The organism is Margalitia sp. FSL K6-0131 (assembly GCF_038008735.1).
GTDB lineage: Bacteria > Bacillota > Bacilli > Bacillales > Bacillaceae_C > Margalitia > Margalitia shackletonii.
Genome location: NZ_JBBOZS010000001.1, coordinates 4,367,768 through 4,391,966 on the forward strand (window position 1 = coordinate 4,367,768; position 24,199 = coordinate 4,391,966).

19 protein-coding genes and 4 pseudogenes are annotated in these 24,199 nt (G+C 36.0%); 7 read left to right on the top strand and 16 right to left on the bottom strand.

Annotation, left to right across the window (positions count from 1 at the left end):
- Window positions 1-83 precede the first annotated feature (83 nt).
- The 5 genes from NSQ59_RS21390 to NSQ59_RS21410 all read right to left on the bottom strand — a co-directional run bounded on the left by NSQ59_RS21390 (window position 84) and on the right by NSQ59_RS21410 (window position 6,795).
- Window positions 84-1,634, bottom strand: a complete 1,551-nt coding sequence (locus NSQ59_RS21390) for a hydantoinase/oxoprolinase N-terminal domain-containing protein (RefSeq protein WP_055742084.1) — start codon at window positions 1,632-1,634, stop codon at window positions 84-86.
- Entirely contained in the window at window positions 1,627-2,730 is a 1,104-nt protein-coding gene (locus NSQ59_RS21395; RefSeq protein WP_340832697.1) for a DUF917 domain-containing protein, read from the bottom strand. The genes NSQ59_RS21390 and NSQ59_RS21395 overlap by 8 nt, the downstream gene beginning before the upstream one ends.
- A complete protein-coding gene (locus NSQ59_RS21400) occupies window positions 2,727-3,995 on the bottom strand; it encodes a cytosine permease (RefSeq protein ID WP_340832698.1) in 1,269 nt (422 codons plus the stop codon). Before NSQ59_RS21400 ends, NSQ59_RS21395 begins: the two co-directional genes overlap by 4 nt.
- Before the next feature lie 119 nt (window positions 3,996-4,114).
- Window positions 4,115-5,719, bottom strand: coding sequence for a PucR family transcriptional regulator (locus NSQ59_RS21405; RefSeq protein WP_445669219.1), 1,605 nt, complete (start codon window positions 5,717-5,719; stop codon window positions 4,115-4,117).
- A gap of 41 nt (window positions 5,720-5,760) precedes the next feature.
- Window positions 5,761-6,795: a threonine aldolase family protein gene (locus NSQ59_RS21410; RefSeq protein ID WP_340832700.1), complete on the bottom strand. Its 1,035-nt coding sequence runs from the start codon at window positions 6,793-6,795 to the stop codon at window positions 5,761-5,763.
- A gap of 382 nt (window positions 6,796-7,177) precedes the next feature.
- Here NSQ59_RS21410 and NSQ59_RS21415 point away from each other — a divergent pair, with 382 nt between their 5' ends.
- Window positions 7,178-7,393: a hypothetical protein gene (locus NSQ59_RS21415; RefSeq protein WP_340833208.1), complete on the top strand. Its 216-nt coding sequence runs from the start codon at window positions 7,178-7,180 to the stop codon at window positions 7,391-7,393.
- A 101-nt stretch (window positions 7,394-7,494) separates the two neighbouring features.
- Here the strand turns inward: NSQ59_RS21415 and NSQ59_RS21420 are convergent.
- Window positions 7,495-9,077: pseudogene (locus NSQ59_RS21420) on the bottom strand (IS3 family transposase).
- Window positions 9,078-9,148: 71 nt separating this feature from the next.
- On the opposite strand from NSQ59_RS21420, the pseudogene NSQ59_RS21425 reads away from it, so the two are divergent.
- Window positions 9,149-9,496: pseudogene (locus NSQ59_RS21425) on the top strand (hypothetical protein); the annotation flags it as partial.
- Between the two features lie 897 nt (window positions 9,497-10,393).
- Here NSQ59_RS21425 and NSQ59_RS21430 read toward each other — a convergent pair.
- From NSQ59_RS21430 to NSQ59_RS21440, 3 genes are all read right to left on the bottom strand, one after another.
- Entirely contained in the window at window positions 10,394-11,662 is a 1,269-nt protein-coding gene (locus NSQ59_RS21430; RefSeq protein ID WP_340832702.1) for an acyl-CoA thioesterase/bile acid-CoA:amino acid N-acyltransferase family protein, read from the bottom strand.
- Between the two features lie 282 nt (window positions 11,663-11,944).
- The gene (locus tag NSQ59_RS21435) at window positions 11,945-12,493 is read right to left on the bottom strand and encodes a GrpB family protein (protein ID WP_126650083.1); all 549 of its coding nucleotides are present in this window, start codon (window positions 12,491-12,493) and stop codon (window positions 11,945-11,947) included.
- Between the two features lie 168 nt (window positions 12,494-12,661).
- On the bottom strand, window positions 12,662-12,955 hold the full coding sequence (locus NSQ59_RS21440) for an antibiotic biosynthesis monooxygenase family protein (RefSeq protein WP_055742112.1): 294 nt from the start codon (window positions 12,953-12,955) through the stop codon (window positions 12,662-12,664).
- 174 nt (window positions 12,956-13,129) lie between these two features.
- Here NSQ59_RS21440 and NSQ59_RS21445 point away from each other — a divergent pair, with 174 nt between their 5' ends.
- Window positions 13,130-13,489 carry a darcynin family protein gene (locus NSQ59_RS21445; protein WP_055742113.1) on the top strand — a complete coding sequence of 120 codons (360 nt, stop codon included), beginning with the start codon at window positions 13,130-13,132 and terminating at the stop codon, window positions 13,487-13,489.
- Between the two features lie 29 nt (window positions 13,490-13,518).
- Here NSQ59_RS21445 and NSQ59_RS21450 read toward each other — a convergent pair whose 3' ends face one another.
- Window positions 13,519-13,647, bottom strand: coding sequence for a hypothetical protein (locus NSQ59_RS21450; protein WP_268888305.1), 129 nt, complete (start codon window positions 13,645-13,647; stop codon window positions 13,519-13,521).
- Between the two features lie 130 nt (window positions 13,648-13,777).
- Window positions 13,778-13,933, bottom strand: a complete 156-nt coding sequence (locus NSQ59_RS21455) for a hypothetical protein (RefSeq protein ID WP_340832705.1) — start codon at window positions 13,931-13,933, stop codon at window positions 13,778-13,780.
- A gap of 397 nt (window positions 13,934-14,330) precedes the next feature.
- Between NSQ59_RS21455 and NSQ59_RS21460 the strand changes: the two are divergent.
- A pseudogene (locus NSQ59_RS21460) lies at window positions 14,331-15,472 on the top strand (IS110 family transposase).
- Between the two features lie 329 nt (window positions 15,473-15,801).
- Here the strand turns inward: NSQ59_RS21460 and NSQ59_RS21465 are convergent.
- Window positions 15,802-16,236, bottom strand: a complete 435-nt coding sequence (locus tag NSQ59_RS21465) for a DUF3916 domain-containing protein (protein WP_340832706.1) — start codon at window positions 16,234-16,236, stop codon at window positions 15,802-15,804.
- A 99-nt stretch (window positions 16,237-16,335) separates the two neighbouring features.
- On the opposite strand from NSQ59_RS21465, the gene NSQ59_RS21470 reads away from it, so the two are divergent.
- Window positions 16,336-17,903 (top strand): IS3 family transposase gene (locus tag NSQ59_RS21470; RefSeq protein WP_445669200.1). Its coding sequence is split into 2 segments (ribosomal slippage): window positions 16,336-16,819 and window positions 16,819-17,903, totalling 1,569 coding nucleotides; the frame shifts between segments, so codons are not numbered across the junction.
- A 134-nt stretch (window positions 17,904-18,037) separates the two neighbouring features.
- On the opposite strand, the gene NSQ59_RS21475 is transcribed toward NSQ59_RS21470, so the two are convergent.
- Together NSQ59_RS21475 and NSQ59_RS28015 are read right to left on the bottom strand one after the other, a co-directional pair.
- On the bottom strand, window positions 18,038-19,705 hold the full coding sequence (locus NSQ59_RS21475; RefSeq protein WP_340832707.1) for an alkyl/aryl-sulfatase: 1,668 nt from the start codon (window positions 19,703-19,705) through the stop codon (window positions 18,038-18,040).
- 485 nt (window positions 19,706-20,190) lie between these two features.
- Window positions 20,191-20,286 (bottom strand): annotated as a pseudogene (locus tag NSQ59_RS28015) (hypothetical protein); the annotation flags it as partial.
- Window positions 20,287-20,906: 620 nt separating this feature from the next.
- Here NSQ59_RS28015 and istA point away from each other — a divergent pair.
- Window positions 20,907-22,406, top strand: coding sequence for an IS21 family transposase (gene istA / locus NSQ59_RS21480; protein WP_340828741.1), 1,500 nt, complete (start codon window positions 20,907-20,909; stop codon window positions 22,404-22,406).
- Window positions 22,406-23,143, top strand: coding sequence for an IS21-like element helper ATPase IstB (gene istB / locus NSQ59_RS21485; RefSeq protein WP_445669191.1), 738 nt, complete (start codon window positions 22,406-22,408; stop codon window positions 23,141-23,143). Before istA ends, istB begins: the two co-directional genes overlap by 1 nt.
- On the opposite strand, the gene NSQ59_RS21490 is transcribed toward istB, so the two are convergent.
- Together NSQ59_RS21490 and NSQ59_RS21495 are read right to left on the bottom strand one after the other, a co-directional pair.
- Window positions 23,114-23,665, bottom strand: coding sequence for a CBO0543 family protein (locus NSQ59_RS21490; RefSeq protein WP_340832708.1), 552 nt, complete (start codon window positions 23,663-23,665; stop codon window positions 23,114-23,116). The genes istB and NSQ59_RS21490 overlap by 30 nt on opposite strands.
- On the bottom strand, window positions 23,665-24,153 hold the full coding sequence (locus NSQ59_RS21495; protein ID WP_340832709.1) for a CBO0543 family protein: 489 nt from the start codon (window positions 24,151-24,153) through the stop codon (window positions 23,665-23,667). Before NSQ59_RS21495 ends, NSQ59_RS21490 begins: the two co-directional genes overlap by 1 nt.
- Window positions 24,154-24,199 lie beyond the last annotated feature (46 nt).

The window sequence follows — 24,199 nt, forward strand, 5'->3', positions numbered from 1 at the left end:
TTACTAAATTCATTTTACTCCAAACAGATAAACAAAGGGACGTTCCTTGTGTTTTTTGAAAACACAAGGAACGTCCCTTTGTTTTATTTCATTTTCCCTACTACTTTCACTCTTAATCTTGTTGCATTTTCCGGATGATAGGCAAGCGGAGTTTCTTCCACTTCCACTAATTCAATCGTTTCAGAAACCGCTCCAGCTAATACGGATTGTTTCACCGCTTTGTCTTGAGCGTCTTTTAATGAATCCTCGCGTGGTTCTTTAGAATAGATATAAATCTGTTCATATTGCCCGCTGATTTGAGCAATGGATGCACCAATTGCATTTGCTACATCCCCATTTTCAGGTTTAATAATTTGGGATACTCCGCGTATAGTATCCGGAATGATGATACTTCCGCCACCTACTAGAACGAGCTGAATGTCTTCTGATGAAGTTTTCATTTTATCAATGGCTTGCTCCACTAAAGAAGAAATTACTGATAGTACATCTTTGGCGAACTGTTCTTCTATATGTGATACTAAACTCTTATCCCCTACATCAGCCATGCCTAAACGAACAGCAATATCTGTTGTAGTAAGGGTTTTCCCACCAAAGACAAGCGCTTCCTGCCCAATCATGTATCCAACGCTATCTGGGCCAACCGTGATCCTGCCATTATCTGCTCGAACAATGCTTCCGCCGCCTAGACCAACAGAAATAATATCCGGCATTCTAAAATTTGTGCGAATATCGCCGACTTCAACTGCTACAGATGACTCTCTTGGAAAACCGTCTTGTAAGACTCCAATATCGGAGGTCGTACCACCAACATCAAGAACCATGGTATTTTTGATTGATGCTAAATAGGAAGCACCACGTATACTATTAGTTGGACCGCATGCAATCGTTAAAATAGGAAATTGTTTAGCATATTCGATGGACATCAAGGTGCCATCGTTCTGGCATAAATATACTTCCGCATCAAAAATTCCTTCTTCTTCTAACGCCTGCACAAACCCATTTGTTGTCGTTTCAATTACCTTGCATAAGGCCGCATTTAATATAGTCGCATTTTCACGTTCAATTAAACCAACAGAACCAATTAATGAAGAACAAGATACCGGAAATTCTTCTCCATATACTTCATGTATCATATCTCGAACCATGAGTTCTTGATCATTTTTGATGGAGGAAAACACTCCGACGATAGCTATCGATTCCACTTTATCTTGCCATTCACCTAGAATTGTTTTAATTTCCTGTTCGTCAAGTTCACTCAATATTTGCCCATCGTACTCATACCCGCCATGTACCAGAGCATAATTCCCTGATAACTTTTCAATCATATCTTTCGGCCAAGCTGTATATGGAAGAACAGAAGCAGTAGCAGGATATCCTAGACGGATCACACCAACTTGAGCTAGTTTTTTACGTTCTACTATAGCGTTTGTACACTGAGTTGTCCCTAACATCGCATGAGTGATTTTCGTCTTATCGATATCTGCTTCTTTTAATAAGTTTCGTAAAGCTGTTTCAATGCCCGTTTTAATATCTAAACTTGTTGGTGATTTAACATTATGAATCAGATTGTGATTTTCATCTAAAATAATCGCATCTGTATTCGTTCCACCAACGTCAATTCCAATCTTATACATTTTCAACTACCACCTTTTTAACCAATTCCTCAATTGGAACATAATCATAATCATACCCAAAGTATTTTGGACCTGCTGTTTCGATTCCTTTGTCCGTTCTCCATTTTTCATGAGCTGGCAATCCTAGCACTCGAACGCGTTTTCCATATTTTAAACTTTCTGTTGTAACAGGTAATAAAGTTTCATAATCTACTAGACAAAGCAAATCCGGGGTCATACCGACAACTTGATCATTTTTTTCTGCGATAAGATTTTCATTTTGAAAATGGACCTTCATATTTTCGTCTTTATTTATTTCAATTCCTTCCAGATTCATTTTCCCAAGGTTAAATCCACCCCTCGTTTCTCGAATAACATCGACAATTTTCCCTTGGAATAATTCATATCCAGAAACTAAATTTAGTAATTCTTGAAGTTTCTCGTTCGCGTCTTTATCTTTTGATGCAATAATTTTACCGATTTTTTCAGAAAGTGTAATGATATTATGGACTCCACTCTTCTTGATCTGTGCGCCGGTTGTAGGATACAAACTAACTAAAGAACTGGCCCCCATCTCAACCGTTGCTGTCCTGGCTAAGCGTTCCGTCCATTTATTATCAATCGTTTCGAAAATCCCGATGTTGCCTTTTTCATCCGTAATCGCCATCGGTGTTGCCGAAATACCATCCAAGTTGAATGTCACCATTTGTAATTCCGGGAAGGCTCTTCCCATACCGTCACAGTCAATGAGTGGTAAATCCAGTTGGGCCGCTACCACAATCGGAATCATCGAATTAACCCCGCCAGCTTCCATTGGGTACGTTCCTGTGATCTTTTCTTTTCCTAAATACTTAGCCAGCTTTTGAAAAACTTTAACAAACTCGTCTCCACGTGGGAATTTTTCTATTAATACAGAAGGTGCCCCCATCATTGCAGCTGGAATAAAAAAGTCTTCATCTTCTATTTCATCTACTGAATACAATTTAACTGGTCCATTTTTTTCAATGGCAGAAAGAGCCATCAACTTTCCTATATAAGGATCTCCTCCTCCGCCTGTCCCTAGGAAGGCTGCTCCTATCGCAATATTTTCTATAGCTTCTTTATCTAAATATCTCATCTATTTTCCTCCAACATAATTGTTTTTTGTACAGATATACGATGTCCGAAATAATAAATAACAAATGAAATGATAATCCCAATCAAGGGCTGGTTAGGTATTTGCGGCAAACCAGGGAATAAAGAGAAAACAACTGGAATACTTGCAATAACAGCACCAACAAGCCAAGAATAAATACCTAAGCGGTTTACGCCTTCCACTTCTCTCCAACTATTTTTATCCCCTTTGTTCATCACCCAATAAGAGGCAATCATGACACCTGCGACTGGTGGAATCATCGCTGATAAAATCGACATAATCGGTGTAAAGTAATTTAATATACCTACTACAGCAAGCAATGTCCCAACCATACCTGCAATTCCAACCGCCATTTTTTCTTTTTGCTTGGAAATGTTAAAAACATTTATGAGCGCAAATCCACCTGAGATCGCATTCACCAAATTTGTTTTCCATGTAGCTAAAATCAAAGCAATACCACCAATAAATGGTGTGGCTATATCCATAAAGACAGCAGTAATATCACTTGTTTTATAGGCGATTGATAAAACAGCACCGATGCCAATCATAAATACACCAGCTGGTATAATTCCAAAGATTGCTGCCTTCAAAACATCTGAACGCTTGTTGGAAAATTGTGAATAATCACCCGCTATAACTGCACCTAATGCAAATGATCCAATCGTTACTGCCAGCCCATTCATAAAACTCATATTCCCTTTAGGCTTGTAGTTCTGGATAATTTGTAAATGATCTCCAGTCAATGTTTGAATTAACCCAAATGCACAAATTACAACTAATAAAGGAACGGCAATATAACTTAATACACGCAGCACTTTAATACCGTAAATTGCTGAAATAACCATCACCAAGCCACTTAAGAAAGAAGCTAACGGAACGGGCATATTCATGTGGTACACGGCTAACAAATTTGCTACCGCAGCACCACAAACATTGGCCTGAATTCCAAACCAGCCTAAGCAAGCAACCGCCAGAATAATCGATATTATCGTCCGAGATCCTTTGTTACCAAACACTTGTCCTGCAACTTGAACGGTTGGCTTTCCTAAATCACTGCTTTGAATCCCTTGCAAAATCATGAGGAGTACTACTATGGAATACCCTACAAAAGCTACGAATAATGACTTAGATAGGCTCATACCAGAAATAAGCGTATTCCCTACTAAAAGACTCGGTATGCAAATCATCGCTCCAGCCCAGATAATCCCCAGACTATACCACGACTGATTCTCTCCATTTTTTCTCATATTGCCCCTCCTTAGTTCTTGATTTTCCTTATTATAAAAGAAGGTATGGACGCAAGTCTTTTTCTAAAATGAAAAAAAAATCCGCAATTTTGTCATTTCCGACAAAACAGCGGATGATTCTAACCAGTAATTAATCGATAAATCATACAAGCTATATACACATCGTAGAATTCAGAAAAAATCGTTACATCATTTCCAATTAATTCACTAATCTTATTGATTCGATACTTCACGGTATTTTTGTGAATAAAAAGGAGTTTCCCACACTTGTCGAAATCCCCATTCGCATCCAAGAGAAAAGTCATTAAAGTCTTTAATGACTCTTTATCATTTAAAATGGGAGCAATGACGGAAAAGCATTCTTCAATCATTTCTTCTCCTTGTTTACTCAAATCAATGGCGCGCTTCATCGACCTAATTTCAGCTGCCGTATATAATTTACGCATTGGATAGATTAGGTGGACTTTCTTCCCTACATTATTGACCAATTGATACATGCGACGTACATCTTGCGTGTTTTTCATTTTCGGAGAATAAACAATTTCGGATATTTGAGAGATATAATTCGTCGTTTCAATAAACTCGGTAGCTATTTCAAACTCGTGGTATTTATATAAACAATTCCCTAAAAGAACAATAATACAATCATCAATGATTTGAATCACTCTAGTGTTGTAATACTTCGAAAGCTGCTCTTCTAATTCTTCTCTTATAGCCTTTTCTTCTGAGAGATCGTTAATATAAACCATCCACATCATTTGAATAGCAGAGACATCGATGTGAAGCAAATTACCTAATCTGCGCATTTTTTCACTTTCATCATTGATTATCGCTTTTACTAAAGCATATTCGCTTACTTCATCATGCTTGTCTCCCCATAGATTAATCGCGACTTGTACTACTTCACTAACTTTTTCAATGGTCTTAGCAGGCAATTTTGAATTCTCCTTAATCAGAAACAAATAAAGGAGCTCTCCGTTTTTTTGGTGAATACTCTTGTACTCAATGAAACAAGCTGGAACACTTTTATCTAATTTTTGGTACTCCTTTCTATTATTCAGATTGGATTGCAAAAATTCCTCAATAACTTTCGAAACATCTAAAGATGAATTGCGTGGCCACATTACTTGGTTCACAATCTCGTAATGTGTATTCGTCAAAAGAATATTTGCTTTCAGGCGATCAGATAACATTTTAAGAGTAATTTCCACACTCTGCAGATGTTCTGGCAATAAGGAAACCTTTTCTAGCGTCTCCTTAACAAAGCTATCATTAACGGTCTGATTACTCACAATCGCTTCCATCACTTCATAGATCACTTCATTATAACGAAGAGAATAATCGTTTTTAGGCATACAAATAATAATAAAGTCTTGAGAGTCTGCTAATTGTAGTACCTCCTCTGGTATCTCTGGCAAAACAATTCCCACATAATATAAAATGAGACCTAATTCCCCTAAATCATGTAAGTGCTGAATGGTCTCGCATTGTTTTTGTACACTATCTCTAATGGAATAAAAAGAGCTAATGACAAGCTCTTCTGCATACCACTCTTCTTGAACCGTTTGGATGATGTTAGAGAAAAAATCTACATTCGAAACTTCTAACACAGATAAAGATGACACGGTTCGATTAAGATTATTTTTACCGGTCAGCACCTCTGCACCCCTAAGGGATGGCAATTGCAGCAAATCTTTTACCGTTACCCCATTTTCATTCACCACCTCTTCTGTACTATTTTATGTTAATATGTATCAATTCCCCTTCACATTAACCCTATATCATCAATTAGTGCATCGATATCTTCTTTTTTTGTTGCCCAGCTTGTACAGAATCTAACTACCGTATTATCTTCATTTATCTTACTCCAAACTTCAAAACCATATTTCTTACTTAAATAGTCCAGTTGTGTATTAGTTAGGATCGGAAATTGCTGATTCGTAAGCGACTCTCCATATAATTTGATCCCTTTTTCCTCAAATGCATGTTTTAATTGTAATGCATAGTTTACTGCGCTTCCGCAAATGTCAAAATATAAATCGTCTTCAAAGAGGACATCAAACTGGATACCTAATAGTCTGCCTTTTGCAAGCAACCCACCACGTTGTTTCATGATGTACCTAAAATCTCTTTTTAATGGATCCGAACATATGACAACTGCTTCTCCAAACAGAGCTCCACATTTTGTGCCTCCAATATAAAAGACATCACATAAATTTGCAATATCCTCAAGTGTCAAATCATTATTTGGGCTTGTCAAAGCATACCCCAATCTTGCTCCATCTAAAAATAATGGAAGGCCTAGTTCCCGACAAACCTTGCTTAATGATTCAAGTTCTGCTTTCGAATAAAAAGTACCATTTTCGGTAGAATTAGAGATATATACCATCCCTGGTTGGACAGCTGATTCATGCATTGGATTATTCCAATGCTCATCGTACATTTCTTTTACCTGTTCGGCCAGAATTTTCCCATCTTCACTAGGAAGTGTCAGTACTTGATGTCCAGTAGCCTCTATTGCGCCTGCTTCATGCGTAGCTATATGCCCGGAAGTTGCACTTACTACCCCTTGATGCGGCCGCAAAACGGATGCAATAACAATAGAATTGGTTTGCGTTCCACCTACAAGAAAATGAACATCTATATCCTCTTTTTTACAAGCTTTTTTTATTTTTTGAATGGCATTCTTAGAATACTCATCATTCCCATATCCAGAAGATTGCTTAAAATTTGTATCTATTAATTTATCTAAAATTTTCGGATGGCATCCTTCTAAATAGTCACTCTGGAAATTAATCATTACATTCACCCCTAGACATTATATATCCTGAAAATTTCAAGTATTGATTATCAAATTTTACTACTGTAATGTGCCAAAATCAAAAATTACTTTTTTATCATTAATACAACATCATCGAATTGCAGGAAAATTTTTATGCTTCCTGGGGAGTTTAATATTGTTAAATGTAAGAAGTTAGAAAATATAAAGTAAAGGAGATATCCACTTTAGATAAGAAAAATAAAACCAAGACTTAAATGCAAAAAAGGTAAATCAATAAAGGACATAACATATTTTATATGACTAATATGTTATGTCCTTCTTTTCTTACTGTTGAAAGATTTTTGATAGAATGATAATCTCAAAACACAGTATATGTATATTTATATAAGGAGCTAATGCCATGCCTAATATTTCTCTTGCTGAAGCTGTAAAATTAAAGAGCTTATTATCCAAAAGAATACATGAATTAGAAGAAGAAATGGATCGTGTAGCTTTTATAGAAATTGAAAAAGGAAGTAAAGTTCCGAAACAAGTTCGTACTTTAACTGATGTCGAACTAGATTTAGAAGAAGTCGGTGTTTGTCAAGATAGTTGTCGCATTTCACTTGTTTGCTAGTGTAAGAACGTTTGGGGTTTTACTACCGCGCTTCGCTTGGTGGCCTTCTCATCAAAGAACAGAATTCATTCTGTTCTTTGATGAGAAGGAAAAGGGTATTTTCAAGCTTGTCCGCAGTGAGGCGATTTTGTTTCTTCCTTTTCTATTTTTTCTTTCATAGGATTTAGAGCCACCGAATTATGTGCACTCCAGTCTCTAGTTGAGCGTGACCAACGCTCTGGGTGCTTTTGCTTCGCTAATTCGTAAACGTTTTTGCGCTTTTTTAGTATCTCCGTATGGGCACCTGTGTGGCATTGCTCTGGCGTCACAAAATTAATTCCACTGTGCAAATGTACACAGTTATACCAATTCACAAATTTTAATGCCCATTCACGTGCAGCTTTAAGGGTTTCAAATCCCTTGTACGGGAATTCAGGTCGATATTTTAGAGTCCGGAACATCGCTTCAGAATAGGGATTATCATTACTTACCCTAGGTCTTGAATAGGAGCTTTGGATCCCCAGTTTTTCAAGTAGGACCTGGAATGTTGCGGCTTTCATAGGGCTCCCATTGTCGGAATGTAACACCAGTGGCCTTCCTTGAATTTTCTCGCTAATTACCGTCTTTTTCATTAACTCCTCAGCGTATTGTGACTCCTCTGTTTCCCAAATCTCCCAACCTACTATTTTTCTACTAAAAATATCGATAATTAAATAGAGTCGGTAAAACATGCCTTTCACCGGCCCTTTTAACCATGTAATATCCCATGTCCAAACCTGGTTAGGTGCTGTTGCCAAATGGCTTTCTGGTAGTCTTCGTTCAGGTCTTTTACTTCTTCCTCTATGATTTTGCATATTTTGCTTACGAAGCACTCGATAGAAACTAGATTCAGAGGCAATATAAATACTCTGATCGGCTAATTTCGGCACAATTTGAGTGGGTGGTAAATCCACAAATTCCTCTTTTTTGACAACCTCTAATATCTCTTGTTTTTCCTCCTTTGTTAGTTTATTTTTCGGTTCTGGACGTGATGCAATCGGACGCCCATCTTCCTTAATTCCTCCTTCTGAAATCCACCGTTCATACGTACGTACACTAATGTTCAATTCTTTGCACGCCAAGGCTAATCGCGCACCATTTTGGTTAGCTTCTTGGATGAGTTCTACTGCTAGTGCGCGATCTGACGGGTTAATCATTCGTCCTCTTGGTCCCCCCAGATCGCTTGGGCCTTTTTTCTGAGAAGTAATAGGGCTGCGGCTTCTGCCAATGCTTTTTCCTTTTTACGCAAATCTTTTTCTAACGTTTTTGCACGTTTTTTCTCTTCCTTTAATTCTTGATTCAACTGCTTTGATTGATTAGATTCCCGACCGTTTGCGTTTAGACAAGAATCACGCCATGCTTCAATTTGTTCTTTATATAGTCCTTTTTTTCTACAATACTCTGCTAAATCTGCCTGGCTCATTGCGTATGTTTCCATGACAATCAAAAATTTATCTTCACTGCTCCACTGTTCAGAGACTTTTCCATCACCCGGAGTGGGGTTTCCAGCTATTCTAGCCTCTTTCCTCCACTTATATAGAGTGGGTTCAGTAATTCCGAGTTCTTTACTTATCTGACTTACAGATTCATTATTGGGGGGCATCATTCTCTTAAGAATGGACTCTTTCATTTCCTCCGTATATCGTTTCCCATTATTACTTTTCATGTCGATCAACCTCCGTGTGTTAATTAAACTATACACTAAAGTTGTCTACGACATCTATCCTAACAGAGGGGGAAGTCCGAAAAGATTTTCGTATACTTGACAAACTCATGTACAAAGCGAATATCGAAAACGAAATTGCTTTTAATGATCAATCATTTACGATTGTTGAAGCAATAGAACTCGCTACCCAGTTACGTGCTAAAGCTCGGAAATATAAGGTATACGGCACAGCACCTAAAGAGGAGTTTCCTTATTCTTATGGTGAGGGTGTATCTCTTCTTAAAGTTGCGATGTTTGATCCAGAAATGTATCGGTTACAAGGTTTAGAAATTGAACGCCAAGCTAATCGACTGTCTAATTTAATTAATGCCAAAAACTATTCCATAGAATTAAATTTTGATAGTGAAAAATATTTCTAAAACCTTGAAGCGGTGAGACTCCACTTCAAGGCATAGAAGGAGATGTTTTTGTGTACTCAAGTACAATTGTAATTGCAAACGGTAAAACCAATAATCCAATTACCAATTACATTTTTACCTGTTACCGATAACCATCTTTAGTAATGGACGGTCGATGACCAATTCCTCCAAATAGTTATTAAATCTCCTTCTATGAATCCTTCATCCATATTGGATGGAGGATTTTTTTCTGTAATTAATCGTTATAGAAAATGTTCTAGTTTAAGGATACTTATTAAACTAAACTCCCGTTAGCGTAAGTACAATTTTTAACAATCTATATTTAATTCACCTTAGATTACCTAAACGTAGTTTATAAACTTCGAGATTTGGTGGCTTTGATCCGGGTAGCATGAGTCCACTAACTCTAATCATTTAATATCATTGAAAAATTGCTGTACAAAAATATCCGTTAACATCTGTCCATTGCCCCCTAATTAATTCATATATTTAAAAAGCCCCTAAGGATGGCTTTAATATTTCAAGTTTATTTTTAATTTAAAACCTTATTACAAGCTCCTAATTTATAGCCTTTGAAAACTAAATTAGAGGCGATAGATAAAGCCACAGTCATGTTAACGAGTTCAGTTTTGAAGTATAAAACTAAATTTATATGGGGTAATAACAAGTTAAATCTCATACAAAAAACACCGAAATTAGTACGGTGTTTTTTGTATGTCTTTATTATTTATTCTTGTTTAACTAAAGCACCCTATTGTTTAAGTACATTCTTTCACAAACTTTAAACCAAATCTCTCTTATTACAGGAATGCTGCCCCTTTAGTTGAGCAACAAAAAAGCTGCTGATTTCACATTAATCACCAGCCCTAGCTCCCGTTAAAACAATTAGAAGGTTATTTATCTTTTTGATGAACTTTCCGCAAAAAATTTAATAGTTTTTTTCCAAGAATCGGCACTTGCAAATGCTGTTTCTTTTTTCTTACCATTACCATAATATACGTAAGGAATCCCTAATGAATGATTTGCACCTGGATAAATGAGATGTTCAAATTGATGGTTAAAATGAAATTCCTTTAATCTCTCAATTGCTTTACGAGAAAATTCAACAGTTATATCTTCTTTACCTGATATTAATAAAATAGGACCGTTAATTTTTTCAACTTTAATAGTTGCTTGTCGTACAACTTCAGAGTCCGAAGTTAATGCTTTATACCATTTAACAAGAGGATTCCCTTTTCTTTCTTTGTACATTTCTAGACATTCAAGTGCTATTTTAGTAGGGTTTTGAGCTGATGCATATGGAAATGGTTCTCCTTTGTATACCCAAGCTGGCGGCAATGTTTCTTCATCTGACCAAGGTACAATTCCGCTAAATAGAATTGCAGAACCATTTAAAGAAACAACAGCTTTAATATCTTGAAATAAACTTGCCGACAATAAAGCTAGTTCGCTACCTCTTGAGACTCCGTGAATTCCTAACCAACCCTTTTGAGTCTCAGGACGCTCCTTTAACCAATCAATTGCTTTTTCAATATATTCAAGAGGAATCTCAACAAGACGCTTTGGTAAATGCTCTAACCCGAAGTAAGCTAGAACTAAAACTGTAAAACCGCGGGACGCTAATAAACTTCCCAAAAATTCATTTAATCCCCCCTCAGAACCACCTAAAATAATTATTGCTGGATAAGGTTTACCATCTTCGTTATGAAAAAAGGTCCCGACTATTCCATTTTCTCTAATAGATTCTCTTGAAATATTTTCTGCTTTCCAAAGCCTTTTAATTGTTATTTCATCAACTATTTCATTATCAATTTCAAGTGATAGTGTAAATGATTGGGGAGGCAAAACTGGTGGATTTATAGATTTTTTATTTGTATTATCTTCTATCTTAATAATTTCAAGGGACCAAAATAATCCCATTCCGTCTTTAACTGAATATGACCCATTTAATGGAATTTGTTCATTTAAATCAATAGTACCCTGTTCATCTGAAAGAAAAGTAGCATACGAAGAAAAATGGAATGTCTTTTCTCCATTAGAAACTCTTTTAGCTTTAATTGTAACTTCTTTTCTTGGTGGAACCCCTAAAATTTTAATATTTATAGGCTCATCAATTAGAGATGATAAATTACTTACGCTTATTCTTGGTTTATGTGTTAATGACATTAATACTTCTCCTCCTTTCAAATGGTTTGAATATATCAATACCATAATATATAAATTCTAAATTAGTTAAAAATATTCCTTGAATAATTAACAAAATTCTTTAATTTATCCAATAAAAGAGTTACAATTTTTTAAGTAACCTGCCCCTTTAGCACAAGAAGAAACTTTAACATAAAAAGGTATTAATCCTTCTTGGATTAACGCTTTTGAAAGTTAAAGTACAATATTTCAAAACCAAACATAGGTGAGAAAAAACAATCATAACAATTCTATCCATTTACATTACCTTATTGCTTTCTCCAATATCATAGTTACAAATTTAGTTTTACCCTCGGTATAAGTAGCTCGGTCACTTGCGGTTTTCGCCAAGAGATTTTTTAACTGTTCATATTCAGAAACTGCCTCTGGATTGTTACGGAGATAATTTCGAAATAACAAATGTCTAGCTAACTCTGTACTATCTTTATTACACACATATAAGTGTTGTTCCATCCAATGTGTATTTTTTCCATCCCAAGGAACTAATTGATCTTTTCTTCCAAAGGCTTCTCTTCCCTCAAAACTCCAATTTTCTTGATGATAATATCCTATCTTTTCGAGTCTATTTATAACAGTAGGAAGAACGCTATAATCTTCTATTACAACGTCTATATCTAGAATTGGTTTCGCCCCAAGTCCTTTAACTGATGTACTTCCAACGTGTTCCACGCATATTATTAAATCGCCTAAATTATTTTTCAGAACATCTTTTATTGATAAAAATGTTTTTTCCCATTTTTCTTCGTAAGGAAATATTTCAATACCAGACTGATTATTCTTTTTCACTGACATCTAGATATAACCCCCAAATTCTTTCAGATTTTAGATTTATACCTTGAAAAAGTATACTTCGTCAAATAAAAAACGAAATCCTTCCTCCACTAAACTGCCCTTTACTTCAATAAGAAAAAAACGACCCTTCGTTATTGAAGAAGCGTACAAGACAGTTTAAGAACAATATTAAAGCTTCACTTTCTCAAAATGTTCAACTGTAGGAAAGGGGTTATAAAAATGATGTAATTGTTTTTTCCACTCTTGATACTCGTTAGATTGTCTAAATCCAACTGTATGGTCTTCTAATGTTTCCCACTTTACCAGTAGTAAATATTTCCCCTCAACCTCAATACAACGCTGTAATTCGTGAGATATGTAACCTTTCATAGAGGATATAATTTTCGATGCACCACGGAATGCTTCTTCATATTCTGTTTCCATACCTTTTTTAACTTGCAGTAAAACAGCTTCCAAAATCAACGAAATTCCCCCTTTTTGAAAGTATAACATTACTACGTTATTTATCCGCTTTTATTCAACTATCCACTACAATAAAAAAATACATCCATTGTTAAAGGAATGCCTTATTATCAAAAATTACCGAAAATTAGTATAATCGAATGGTGTTTAAGTAAATTAAAAGGAGGCAACGGAATGACTAAAACCAATTTAAATCACGGTATTATAGTTTTATTAGAGTTTTATCCATCTTGGTTAGCTTTACCTCGTGAAAAAAGAAGAGAGCTTGCAGAGGATTTATATTCAATAATTAGAAAATACAACGAACACGTTAAGGTAAAATTTTTTGACGCTGATGCATTTGGAGACGGTACCTACACCGATTTTATTCTATGTGAAACATCAGATTTAAAAATGTATCATTTTATGTGGGAAGAAATACGAGATACATATGCCTATTCTAATGGTTACTTTAAAATTAAAAAAGTTATTATGGGTGTCCAAAATGCCTATCAAAAATTTGAGGAAGAAGTTTTAGAAATGGATTCAGAATAATAATGTCTAGCTGCAACAAAAGGGATGAATCATTTCATTCCCTTTTTTGTTAATCTAAAGGTATCATTGTTCTTATAGTATCCTGCCTCGTTATTCGAATTGGCAGCTGCAGCTGGATCTTTAACCCTTGTACCAGTTAGTACCATTCCAAGGCTCATCTTCTCACCCCGTTATATAAATTTTCATTACTTTTTATATTACCATTCTTCTTCAAGTAACCTTTCCTTTAAGTTCAATAAAAAAATGGCTGCCCTAGCAACCATCTGTTAAACGAAAACACAGTTTGGTTTAATCAGGTATTTGCCCCCGTCTTTGTTTGAATGAGAGCACAATTGCAATAACAAATAAAATTACAGAAATTAAAATTGTTGTTCCCGAAGCAATAGGCGTTAAAAATCCTAAAAGTAATAGAATAATTCCCAAGACAATTAAGCCAACAACCATAATTAAATTCCTCCTCCCACCTATTAGGATTATCCAATGTCTTTTTTAATTTTAACATAACAACCCCTTTATTGGGTGCAAATGGAAATATAGTAAACTTTTTCGTTAGCTGAATAAGAAACATACATGATTTTACACTCACACCCCGGCATGAAAATTATTTCAATGCTGGGGTTTTTATTTTTGTCCATTTTTCCATACTGGTTAATGCTATGGAAAGTAATCTTTACGTGGCTTTTTGTGGTGGTTCAACCCTGTATAAGAAACTGTTTGGAATTTGCCTTGTGTACACCCCTATGTCGACTCTTCAACTCTTGAAGATGATCACGTACAGAAAAATGCTGTTTGACCAAGCTTATTCCACTTTCCATAGACATTATTTTGGAGGTTTTTCCTTATGGACATTTTATTAACTCATTGTGCTGGAATGGATGTTCATCAAAAAGAAATTGTTGTTTGTGCCTTAACAGGCTCTAATGATGAAGTCATCCAAAAAGAAATCAAGACCTTTTCAACCCTAACCAAAAGTCTTTTTGAATTATTGAAATGGTTAGAGGAAAGAGAAATCACTCACATTGCTATGGAAAGTACGGGCATCTATTGGAAACCTGTCTTTAATATCCTTGAAGGATATTTTGACATTACCATTGCCAATGCCCAACGAATCAAAAATGTTCCTGGTCGTAAGACTGATGTTTCCGATGCAGAATGGATTGCCAAACTTCTTCGTCATGGTTTAATTGAGAAAAGTTTTGTTCCCTCACAAGATCTTAGAGAGTTACGTGATTTAACTCGATTACGAAAGAAATGGATTGGTAACTTAACTGCGGAAAAAAATAGAATCTCGAAAGTACTTGAGTGTTCTAACATAAAACTTGGCTCCGTTATCTCTGATATCTTTGGAGTCTCAGGTCGTAAACTTTTAAATCAGCTGGTGGAAAAAGGGTATCTTGATAAAACAGATATCGATAATAATATACATCATTCACTTCGAAAAAAAGCAGATACTATATCTGAATCCCTTTTTGGAACGCTAAATGAACATCAAATGTTTATGATCAAAAGCTCATGGAGTCATATAGAGTACATGGAAAAATCTATACAAGAACTGGAAACCCGCATGGAGAAAATTCTAAGTTCTTACCAAGGAGAAAAAGAAATTCTATTATCTATACCTGGAGTTAAAGACCATACGGCAGCTTGTATTATTGCTGAAATTGGAACAGACATGAGCCAATTTCCTTCGTCTAGACATTTAGCTTCTTGGGCTGGTGTTTCACCCGGAAATAATGAAAGTGCTGGTAAAAAAAAAGTTCTAAAAGTGTGCCGGGAAATCCACATATAAAATCAGCCTTATGTGAGGTCGCATGGGCAATATCAAGGTCGAAAAATACTTCAATGGCAAATGTTTTTTGGTCTCTTTCTGCAAGGCGGGGTAAGAAAAAAGCTTTACAGGCAATAGCACACAAAATTCTAAGAATTATTTATACCTTATTTCTCAATAAGCAACACTTCTCTGAACCATCTATAGCCAGTTAGTCATCCAACAATACAATACTCCTCAAGGTTATGATCTTTTAAAAAAAGTAGAGATCCTACCCTCTATTTAGTGTTGTCTTTTTTCTAAAAAATCACGTTTACAAGCCCCAAATCTCATGTTCGCCAATTTAAATTGCACATGTGTCGTATCTATTCAAAACCCTTTGCCAGTGCTCGCCCATTTTATTTTCACAGAAAAAAGCCACCAAGTTGGCAGCTGGATTTTTAACTCTTGCCCCCGATAGTTTTAATAAAACATTTCACAAACTTATAAAGTATAAACTTGCTTGGGTTGAAGAAATGGCACCGATTTACAGATTCTCATTATTCTAAGTTAATTCACCAATAAACCAGATTTCGCCTTCATAGATGAAGTCATCATCCGAAATTATCTCCTTGAAACCCCGGACTTTTAAATCAGAAATTAATACAAGATTCCACTCTTTTATTAAATTTCTTTCGCTTTCTAGAGGTATCCATTTTTGCTCTGCCGAGTTTCTCTCGAAAAAACCATCAAACCAACTTTTATCTGGTATTGCTACAATTTGTGAGTCAAATAAATTTGGCAATGAAATAGTTGCATAGATGCAATAATCCCTCTGTTCCTTTGACTTTATATTTATTAAATGATTTACCCGTTCAATTAATTCTTGCATAATTTCTCGTCTTAATTTGTTAGGAGTTTTTTTCGAATCAATATATTCTTGGCTAAAAGGTAAGTGTAAGTGCCAATAGCCTAAACCATAATCATCAGGATTAGGCATAGTTTTGGTTAAGTCAGTTAAATCCCCCCCTCTATTAGGATAGATGTCGTATGATACTTTAGTGTTATAGTTAAGTAAATAACACGGAGGTTGATCAATATGACAGGAAAAAATGGACTACGATATTCGCAAGAACAAAAAGAGGCGATTACCAAACGCATGATGCCCCCAAATAATGAATCCGTGACGAAGATTTCGAAAGAAGAAGGCATCTCAGATGTTACGTTATACAAGTGGCGTAAAGAAGCTCGCGCGGCTGGTGTGGCTACGCCCGGCAATGGACAAACAAGCGACAAATGGAGTAGCCAAGACAAGTTTTTAATCGTGATGGAGACGTTTGCGATGAACGAATCGGAGCTTGCCGAGTATTGTCGTAAAAAGGGGCTTTACCGTGAACAGATTGAAGCATGGAAAAGTGTATGTCTTCAGGCAAATGGTCAGGTGTTCGATCAAGCAAAACAGCTGAATGGTGCATTGAAGGAAGAACAGAAGCGTGCAAAGCAATTAGAAAAGGAGCTACAAAAGAAAGAAAAGGCACTAGCCGAAGCTGCAGCTTTATTACTTTTGCGAAAAAAGGCCCAAGCGATTTGGGGGGACGACGAGGAAGAATGATTAGCCCGTCAAATCGCGCATTAGCAGTCGAACTTATCCAAGAAGCCAATCAAAATGGTGCGCGATTAGCGAAGGCTTGTGAGGAACTTCATCTCAGCGTTCGGACCTATGAACGTTGGGTGGCAGAGGGTAATGTGAAGGTTGATCAGCGCCCACTTACGAAAAGACCTGTACCGAAAAATAAGTTGTCTGAGAAAGAAAAAGAAGAAATACTAACGGTTGTCAAACAAGAGGAATACGTCGATTTACCGCCGACACAAATTGTACCGAAGCTTGCGGACGAAGGAACTTATATTGCGTCAGAATCCACATTTTATCGTGTGTTACGTGAAGAAAAAATGCAACATCATCGTGGTCGTAGTCAAAGGCCAGGGAGAAGAATTCCTGAGAGTCATCTAGCAACATCGCCAAACCAGGTGTGGACATGGGATATTACGTGGCTCGGCGGACCTGTGAAAGGTTTGTATTATCGACTCTATTTAATTCTCGATTTATTTAGTAGAAAAGTAGTAGGCTGGGAAGTTTGGGAAACAGAAGAGGCAAAACACGCTGAAACGCTTGTGAAAAAAGCAGTTATCAATGAAAAAATACAGGGGACACCACTTGTATTGCATTCAGATAATGGTAGCCCGATGAAAGCTGAGACATTCCTAAGTTTACTAGAAAAATTAGGTATTCAAAGTTCCTTTTCAAGACCGCGTGTGAGTAATGATAATCCTTACTCAGAAGCGATGTTTCGGACACTCAAATATCGACCAGATTTCCCACATAAAGGCTTTGCGTCACTCGAAGAAACACGAAAATGGGCACAGCAATTTGTCTATTGGTACAACGAGATTCACCTGCATAGTGGACTAAATTTTGTGACGCCTGTACAGTGTCATACAGGGGAACACGTAGCCATATTGGAAAAGCGGAAAAATGTATACAAAGAAGCGAAGGCTAGACATCCAGAACGGTGGTCAAGAGGCACAAGAAATTGGGCACCGAATGAACAAGTAGCGCTCAATCCAATGAGGGATGAGGGGCAAACAGAGGTATTGAGGAAATCATAATATTCCCCATTTTCCTGGTGATTTGAATCGAAAATGCTTTTCCTTTCGATTCAAATCACCAGGCCAGCAAGCGCAGCGCGGTAGCCTTGACTGAACTCGGAGATTGATAACATTCTATTAAAATACTAAAGTAATTAAATACGACAACTATATTGACAAACACCGATTCTGATACTCAATAAATAGAGGATATTTTTAAGAGGAATAACGTCTAAAACATCTTTAGTTATCGTAGAAATGGGAATATGTATTTTTCCGAACCGCAGCTCTTGAGCTCCCATTAAATATTCATTTCTCCATGGTCCAGATTCAGCTATATACCCTAATTGTTCTAATGCATCGGCACACAATAGCTTAGCCGCTTCATTGTTTGGATTTGAATAAATTACATGTTTGGTAACCTCTGCTACCCATTGATATTCACCATCTCGATAGGATTTTTTTGCTTTTTCTAGAACTGCCTCTTCTCCTCCCATAAATTCCACGTATTTCTTTGCGGATTCTTCAGGGAATAGTTTATTTAAATCGACTGGATTTCCATTATACCAGCCCATATATTTTTGATAAACGGCCTTTGAGTTGTGATTGACGGTTCCATAAAAGGAGCTATTATACCATTCGCTGCTTAAGCTTTCTGGTAAGGTAACCATTCTTCCAACCTCTTCTAAAGTATAGCCTTGATTAATCAAACGCAAAGTTTGGTCATTGATATATTGATATACGTCTCTTTGTTTTTCCATATAGTCGATACAATCTTTTGTACCAAAACGCGGCCAATTATGAACACCGAATACACTAGTCAAACGATTGCCAAATAAATCGATGGCTTGTTGTAAATAAGTTGCCCAAGCAACAGGATCCCTTACTTGAGCCCCTCTTAGACTATATAGATTGTGAAGAGTTGCTGTACAATTTTCAGCAATACATAATGATTTCTCAATAGGAAAATACAAATTCATTTCTGCCGGTGCTTCTGTACCTGGAGTTAGTTGAAATTGGATCTTTACACCATCAATCACTTTTTCAACATATGGCTGACTGCTGTCATTGGAAATTTCCTGTACATCACTTATTAAAGTTACGGTTCCTGTGGATACGGTTTTACCAATACCATCATCAATTTGTCCTTTGTTATCTCGAGGAAGAGGTTCACCATACATAAAAACGCTTCGTCTGGACATAGCAACTCCTGCAGTAATGTTTTCTTGGATGACAGCTTTCATAAAATCCTTTGGAGCATATACTTTCACCGGTTTTTCAAGTTCAGACTCCAGAACTCCTAGTACTCCCCCATAATGATCCACATGCGAATGTGTAAAAATAATCGTACTAACTGGAAACCTTCCAAAATACTTCTTTAATAGTTGGAGCGCGGCCTCTGCAGTTTCTTCTGAAGTTAAACAATCAATCACAATCCATCCGGTCTTCCCTTTTACTACACTCATATTAGCAAGATCAAACCCTCTTACTTGATAGATATTTTCTGTTACCTTAAATAATCCTGCGTTAAGATTTAACTTACCCTGTTCCCATAGCTTAGGGTGGACGGTATCAGGGATTTGTTCCTGTAATAAAAATGCATATCTTTTTAAGTCCCAAACTTTCCGTGAAGTATTTTTTCGATAGATGACAGGTAAAAGAACAGGAGCAACATTGTTCTGAATAGCCAGTTCTTGTTCTGTTCTTAATTTTTCTCGGTTCATTTGTTGGTAAAAGCCCTTATTTATAAACCTAGTTTTACTCGTCGCTGGTTTTCTTGTCTTATCGAGATCCATTTCACTATAATCCTTGTAAAATGTCATTATAATACCCCCGTATATTGATACTTTATTTTATGAATTACGTAGGTATAAAATGTTAACTTAGTAGTAGGAAATGGAACCTTAGAGATAACTTTAAACTTAATGTATCTTTGTACTTCAAAAGAGAACAGCTTTCCTATTAAAAGGAGTAATGTATTTATATTGAAAAAACAAATCTTAGTTTTCATGAGAACATCTAGTCCTCTTTCTTAAAAATCAAAACCTTTTCCACTACCCAACAAATAAAAATAAGATAATCGCAATAACAAATATACCCAGGACAAATGCAAAATTGATGAAATAAGACTACAATAATTAATAAATCGGTAACGACAATTTACTCGTTACCGACTTTTCTTACCTTACTCCATACCAACATCTTTTAGAACATCGTCTAATGTCTTGCCTTTATATTTCTTGACAGCCTTAGGTGCGTTGTCATCCCATGGATTTTGCATCATATAATTATGTACCACATATTGCATATCCCTCTGATCTACTACACCATCATAATTAATATCTGCTTCGCGCTTATTTGTTTTCCAATATTGTTCGATATAAAGTGCATCATTTACATCAATGACTTCTCCTGCATGTAATACTGAATTTTTTCAAACAGAACCACATTCATTCTATTCACCTACTATTTGAAATCTCATAAACTCAATTTTTTCTATGGAAAGTATTGAAAAGTTCTAGAGATTTTTAAATAAAATGTTCATTTCTACTATTTTCATTTTAAGAGGACTTGATTAAATATTTACTTTTGAGGAATTCAATCAAGCTTAAATTATTTTTAAAAAATAATTCAATTAACCATCAAAACAATGAAAAACCTAAACCTACTGAACTAATCAGAATGAACTAATCAGAAGCTTCGAACTGTAGGCAAATCAACAAGTTAAGTTATGCTATAAAACATTAACCTGGTGACAGATACGCAGGTATTACCCAAAATAAAAGACACCACTACAATTAATAAGAGTTTTTCACAATAAATTATTTTGTATATTAGTCCATTCTATATTTTGAATTATTCGTGGTACCTTTCATAAACCATGTGTTTATTGCAAAATAAAAGTACAGAGGTTTGCAGGGAATTTATGCAGAACTTAACTGCATAAAAATAGGCTTGCCAGCCCCAAAATTATCCCCTACTGTATTGATTGAGAGATCACAACAGTGGGGAGGAAATGAAAGGATGCTAGCAATGCCTAAAGTAGATTATATCAAACACTTAAGAGAAGAAGAAGACTTATCAATAAATGAAATTACAAGAAAAACTGGTTGTAATTGGAGGACGGTTAAGAAATACGCTGATGGAGAAAGATTTGAAGAGACACTAAAGTTCAGTAAAAAAGGAATGATGTACGAAGAAGGTTTCGGGGAAATTGTTGATGATTGGCTAGAGGAGGACATGAAACTCAAAAGAAAAGAACGGAGAACTAGCAAGAAGATCTATGAAGATCTTAGAGATAACCATAGTTTTAAAGGGTCCTATCGGACCGTATGCGAATATATCCAGAACCGAAAGCCACAACTCAAAGCAGCTAGGATTGAAAGACATGAACGTTTAGAACACCCTCCAGGTGAAGCGCAGGTGGACTTTGGAAACATGACTGTAGTAAAAGATGGAGCCTATAAAGATATCAAAGCTCTAATCCTGAGCTTTCCACACAGTAATGCTGGATTTGGTTATCCTCTTCCTGGCGAAAATACCGAGTGTTTCTTAGAGGGGTTAAAGCAGCTGTTCCATCAATCAGGAGGAGTACCTACATATTTGCGTATAGATAACCTAGCCGCGGTGGTTGTTTCTATTGGCAAAGGGGACAGAAGGACCTATACTGACGCCTTTCTGAGATTTAAATGCCATTACGGCTTTGAAGTACAGCCTTGTAATCCGGCAAGTGGACATGAGAAAGGAAATGTAGAAAAGAAGGTCGGATATACAAGGAATAACCTGTTTACAACAGCACCGATTATGGAGAGTTTTCCACAATTAGCAGACTGGATGAAGGAAGAAATGGAAAAGGACCGGCAACGTCCCCACTATGAAAAAAATGTGATGATTGATGAGCTTTGGGAAGAGGATAAAAAGCAATTGAAAGCCCTTCCTTTAACTGATTTTCCGATTTATTCGGTAAAATCCGCTAAGGTTAATAAATACGGGGAAATTGAAGTTGACGGTGAGAAATTTGTTCTCCACAAAGCGAGAATGAAACAGGCGTTAGTCCTTAAAATGGAATGGGATCGATTTACCTGTTTTACGAATGACGGAGAAATTGTTTATCAAGAAAACCGCCCTTATATGAATGCCACAAGAGCGATTCCATGGAATGATATTTTAATAGATTGGGAGAAGAAACCGCGGTCCGTGAGGTATTCACGCTTTTTTAAGTATTTGCCGGAAAGAGTTCAAACGTATTTGACGATACGATCAGAAGAGACCAGATCCCGGGTCAAGGGGGTAAAAAAATTATTAGAAAAACATACTCTGAATGATATTCATATGGCTTTGGAAAAAGAAGAACGTTTTGAGAGGGATCCACATGAACTTGATTTTATTTTAGAAGCAAAAAAAGCATCCTATCCGGAAAAATTAAACGAGGTACATACGCCTAAGATTTTGCTTAACTATGAAACCGATTTGAATACTTATGATAAAATGCTTTGTCCTTCTCTGGAAGGAGGTGTTTCCTGATGGCCGACTTGAAGGCAATTTGCAAAACACTTCACTTAGCCCATATTATCGAAGAGTTTGAGGATATCCCTTTTGAAAGTAAAGAACAGTATTTACGTGATGTTCTATTAATTGAAGTCAATTCTAGGCAGACAACAAAGATAGCTAGACTAATAAAAAAGGCTAAATTTAGGGAACTTAAATGGCTTAATGGCTATGAATGGGATGAGCAGCTACATTTACCAGCCACAACCTCGAAAGAGGAAATTTGTGACCTTCGTTTTATTAAGGAAAAACAGAACCTACTACTTATGGGGACACCGGGTACGGGGAAAACACATTTAGCAACGGCTTTAGGTGTTAAGGCCTGTGAAATGGGATATGAAGTCCGTTTCTTTCGGGTAGCTGATTTAGTAGGACAATTAGAAGAAGCAATGAAATTAGGCACTTTACACAGGTTAAAACGTCAAATCGAAAAGTGCGACCTACTTATATTGGACGAATTGGGATACGTCCCTTTTCAAAAAGAAGGCTCTGAATTATTGTTTCATATTATCGCAGACTGTTATGAACACAAGAGCGTGATAGTAACCTCTAACCTAGAATTCGGTCAATGGAACCGGGTTTTTGGAGATAACCGCCTAACATCAGCCCTTGTGGACCGATTAGTACATCATGCCCACGTAATAGCGTTTACGGGAGAAAGTTATAGGTTAAAAAATGCTCTTTCATCGGTAAAAACATTGGATGAAATTTAATGTAAAACAAACCGCTGCAAGCCTATGTAAATTTCGCTGCATTTTTCTGCACTTTCTGCTTGCAAAAAACAACCATGAGTAAAATAACTTAATAACTATATTTATAAATAGTACAAATAGTAATACTATATACCATTTCCAACCGTTCTTAAATTTCACCAATTCACTGAATTTTTCAATAACCACTGAATATCCGACTGCTACAAATGAGAATAATAAATAATGAAAAATAATTTTTACTTTCTTACCTTTTGGTGGGTAACTAAAAATAAAGAAAACTGCTATTGACGGATATATTAAGTAATAGAGTGAAAAACTCATTTCAGATGCTTTCGGAAATTCTCGAAAAGGAAACTCTATATATCCCATTGCTACCAGAACATACTCATATATCCATGCAAGGGCTTGTGCAAATATAAAGACGATCTGTGCTTCTTTCATTTTAGATTTCGGTACTACTCTTATCATTAAAAGTACACAAAAGATAAATGACCAGAATAATATTAAAAGCTCACTCTTCATTAATTTTCACCTTTTATAAATTCATTTTTAAACCAACTATAGTATATGTGATTGATTAATAAAGAAACCATTACAGAAATAAATGTCCAATACCATTTCCATTTTATATATTTCACCAAATCAGTAAACCTCTCTAACAATACCTCAATTCCTGTAAAAATGCCGGTGAACAAAATAATATATAACGTAACAATCAACCATTTTGATTTTTTCGGAAAGTAAAGACTAAAAATTATCGCTAATATAGGAAAGAGAAAAAATTCAAAGGTAAAGCTCGAACGATTGAGGTGATTTGTGTTTGGAAAAAGTTGAACGGGATATTTAATCCAACCTTTTTCTACGGCGAATAATCCAGCTGGCCACGTTACAACTTGTAAAAACAAAAAAAGTACAAATGCATCCCTTATTTTATCTCGTGGAATAAAAAACAAAAGCATAAGTAGGCTTATTAAAATTACTCCGATTAAAATCCATCTTTCAAAAATCAACAGGGACACACCTCTCTGATTTTATTATTCACGAATTAGTATAAAC

Bases quoted from the DNA above. Each gene is read 5' to 3' on its own strand.
- NSQ59_RS21435 (WP_126650083.1), bottom strand. From the start codon at position 12,493: ATGTCAGTGAAAAAGAATAATCAGTCTGGTATTGAAATATTTCCTTAC.
- NSQ59_RS21475 (WP_340832707.1), bottom strand. From the start codon at position 19,705: ATGACATTTTACAAGGATTATAGTGAAATGGATCTCGATAAGACAAGA.
- NSQ59_RS21400 (WP_340832698.1), bottom strand. From the start codon at position 3,995: ATGAGAAAAAATGGAGAGAATCAGTCGTGGTATAGTCTGGGGATTATC.
- NSQ59_RS21445 (WP_055742113.1), top strand. From the start codon at position 13,130: ATGACTAAAACCAATTTAAATCACGGTATTATAGTTTTATTAGAGTTT.
- istA (WP_340828741.1), top strand. From the start codon at position 20,907: ATGCTAGCAATGCCTAAAGTAGATTATATCAAACACTTAAGAGAAGAA.
- NSQ59_RS21430 (WP_340832702.1), bottom strand. From the start codon at position 11,662: ATGTCATTAACACATAAACCAAGAATAAGCGTAAGTAATTTATCATCT.
- NSQ59_RS21390 (WP_055742084.1), bottom strand. From the start codon at position 1,634: ATGTATAAGATTGGAATTGACGTTGGTGGAACGAATACAGATGCGATT.
- NSQ59_RS21450 (WP_268888305.1), bottom strand. From the start codon at position 13,647: ATGAGCCTTGGAATGGTACTAACTGGTACAAGGGTTAAAGATCCAGCT.
- NSQ59_RS21395 (WP_340832697.1), bottom strand. From the start codon at position 2,730: ATGAGATATTTAGATAAAGAAGCTATAGAAAATATTGCGATAGGAGCA.
- NSQ59_RS21410 (WP_340832700.1), bottom strand. From the start codon at position 6,795: ATGATTAATTTCCAGAGTGACTATTTAGAAGGATGCCATCCGAAAATT.
- NSQ59_RS21455 (WP_340832705.1), bottom strand. From the start codon at position 13,933: ATGGTTGTTGGCTTAATTGTCTTGGGAATTATTCTATTACTTTTAGGA.
- istB (WP_445669191.1), top strand. From the start codon at position 22,406: ATGGCCGACTTGAAGGCAATTTGCAAAACACTTCACTTAGCCCATATT.
- NSQ59_RS21465 (WP_340832706.1), bottom strand. From the start codon at position 16,236: ATGCCTAATCCTGATGATTATGGTTTAGGCTATTGGCACTTACACTTA.
- NSQ59_RS21490 (WP_340832708.1), bottom strand. From the start codon at position 23,665: ATGAAGAGTGAGCTTTTAATATTATTCTGGTCATTTATCTTTTGTGTA.
- NSQ59_RS21415 (WP_340833208.1), top strand. From the start codon at position 7,178: ATGCCTAATATTTCTCTTGCTGAAGCTGTAAAATTAAAGAGCTTATTA.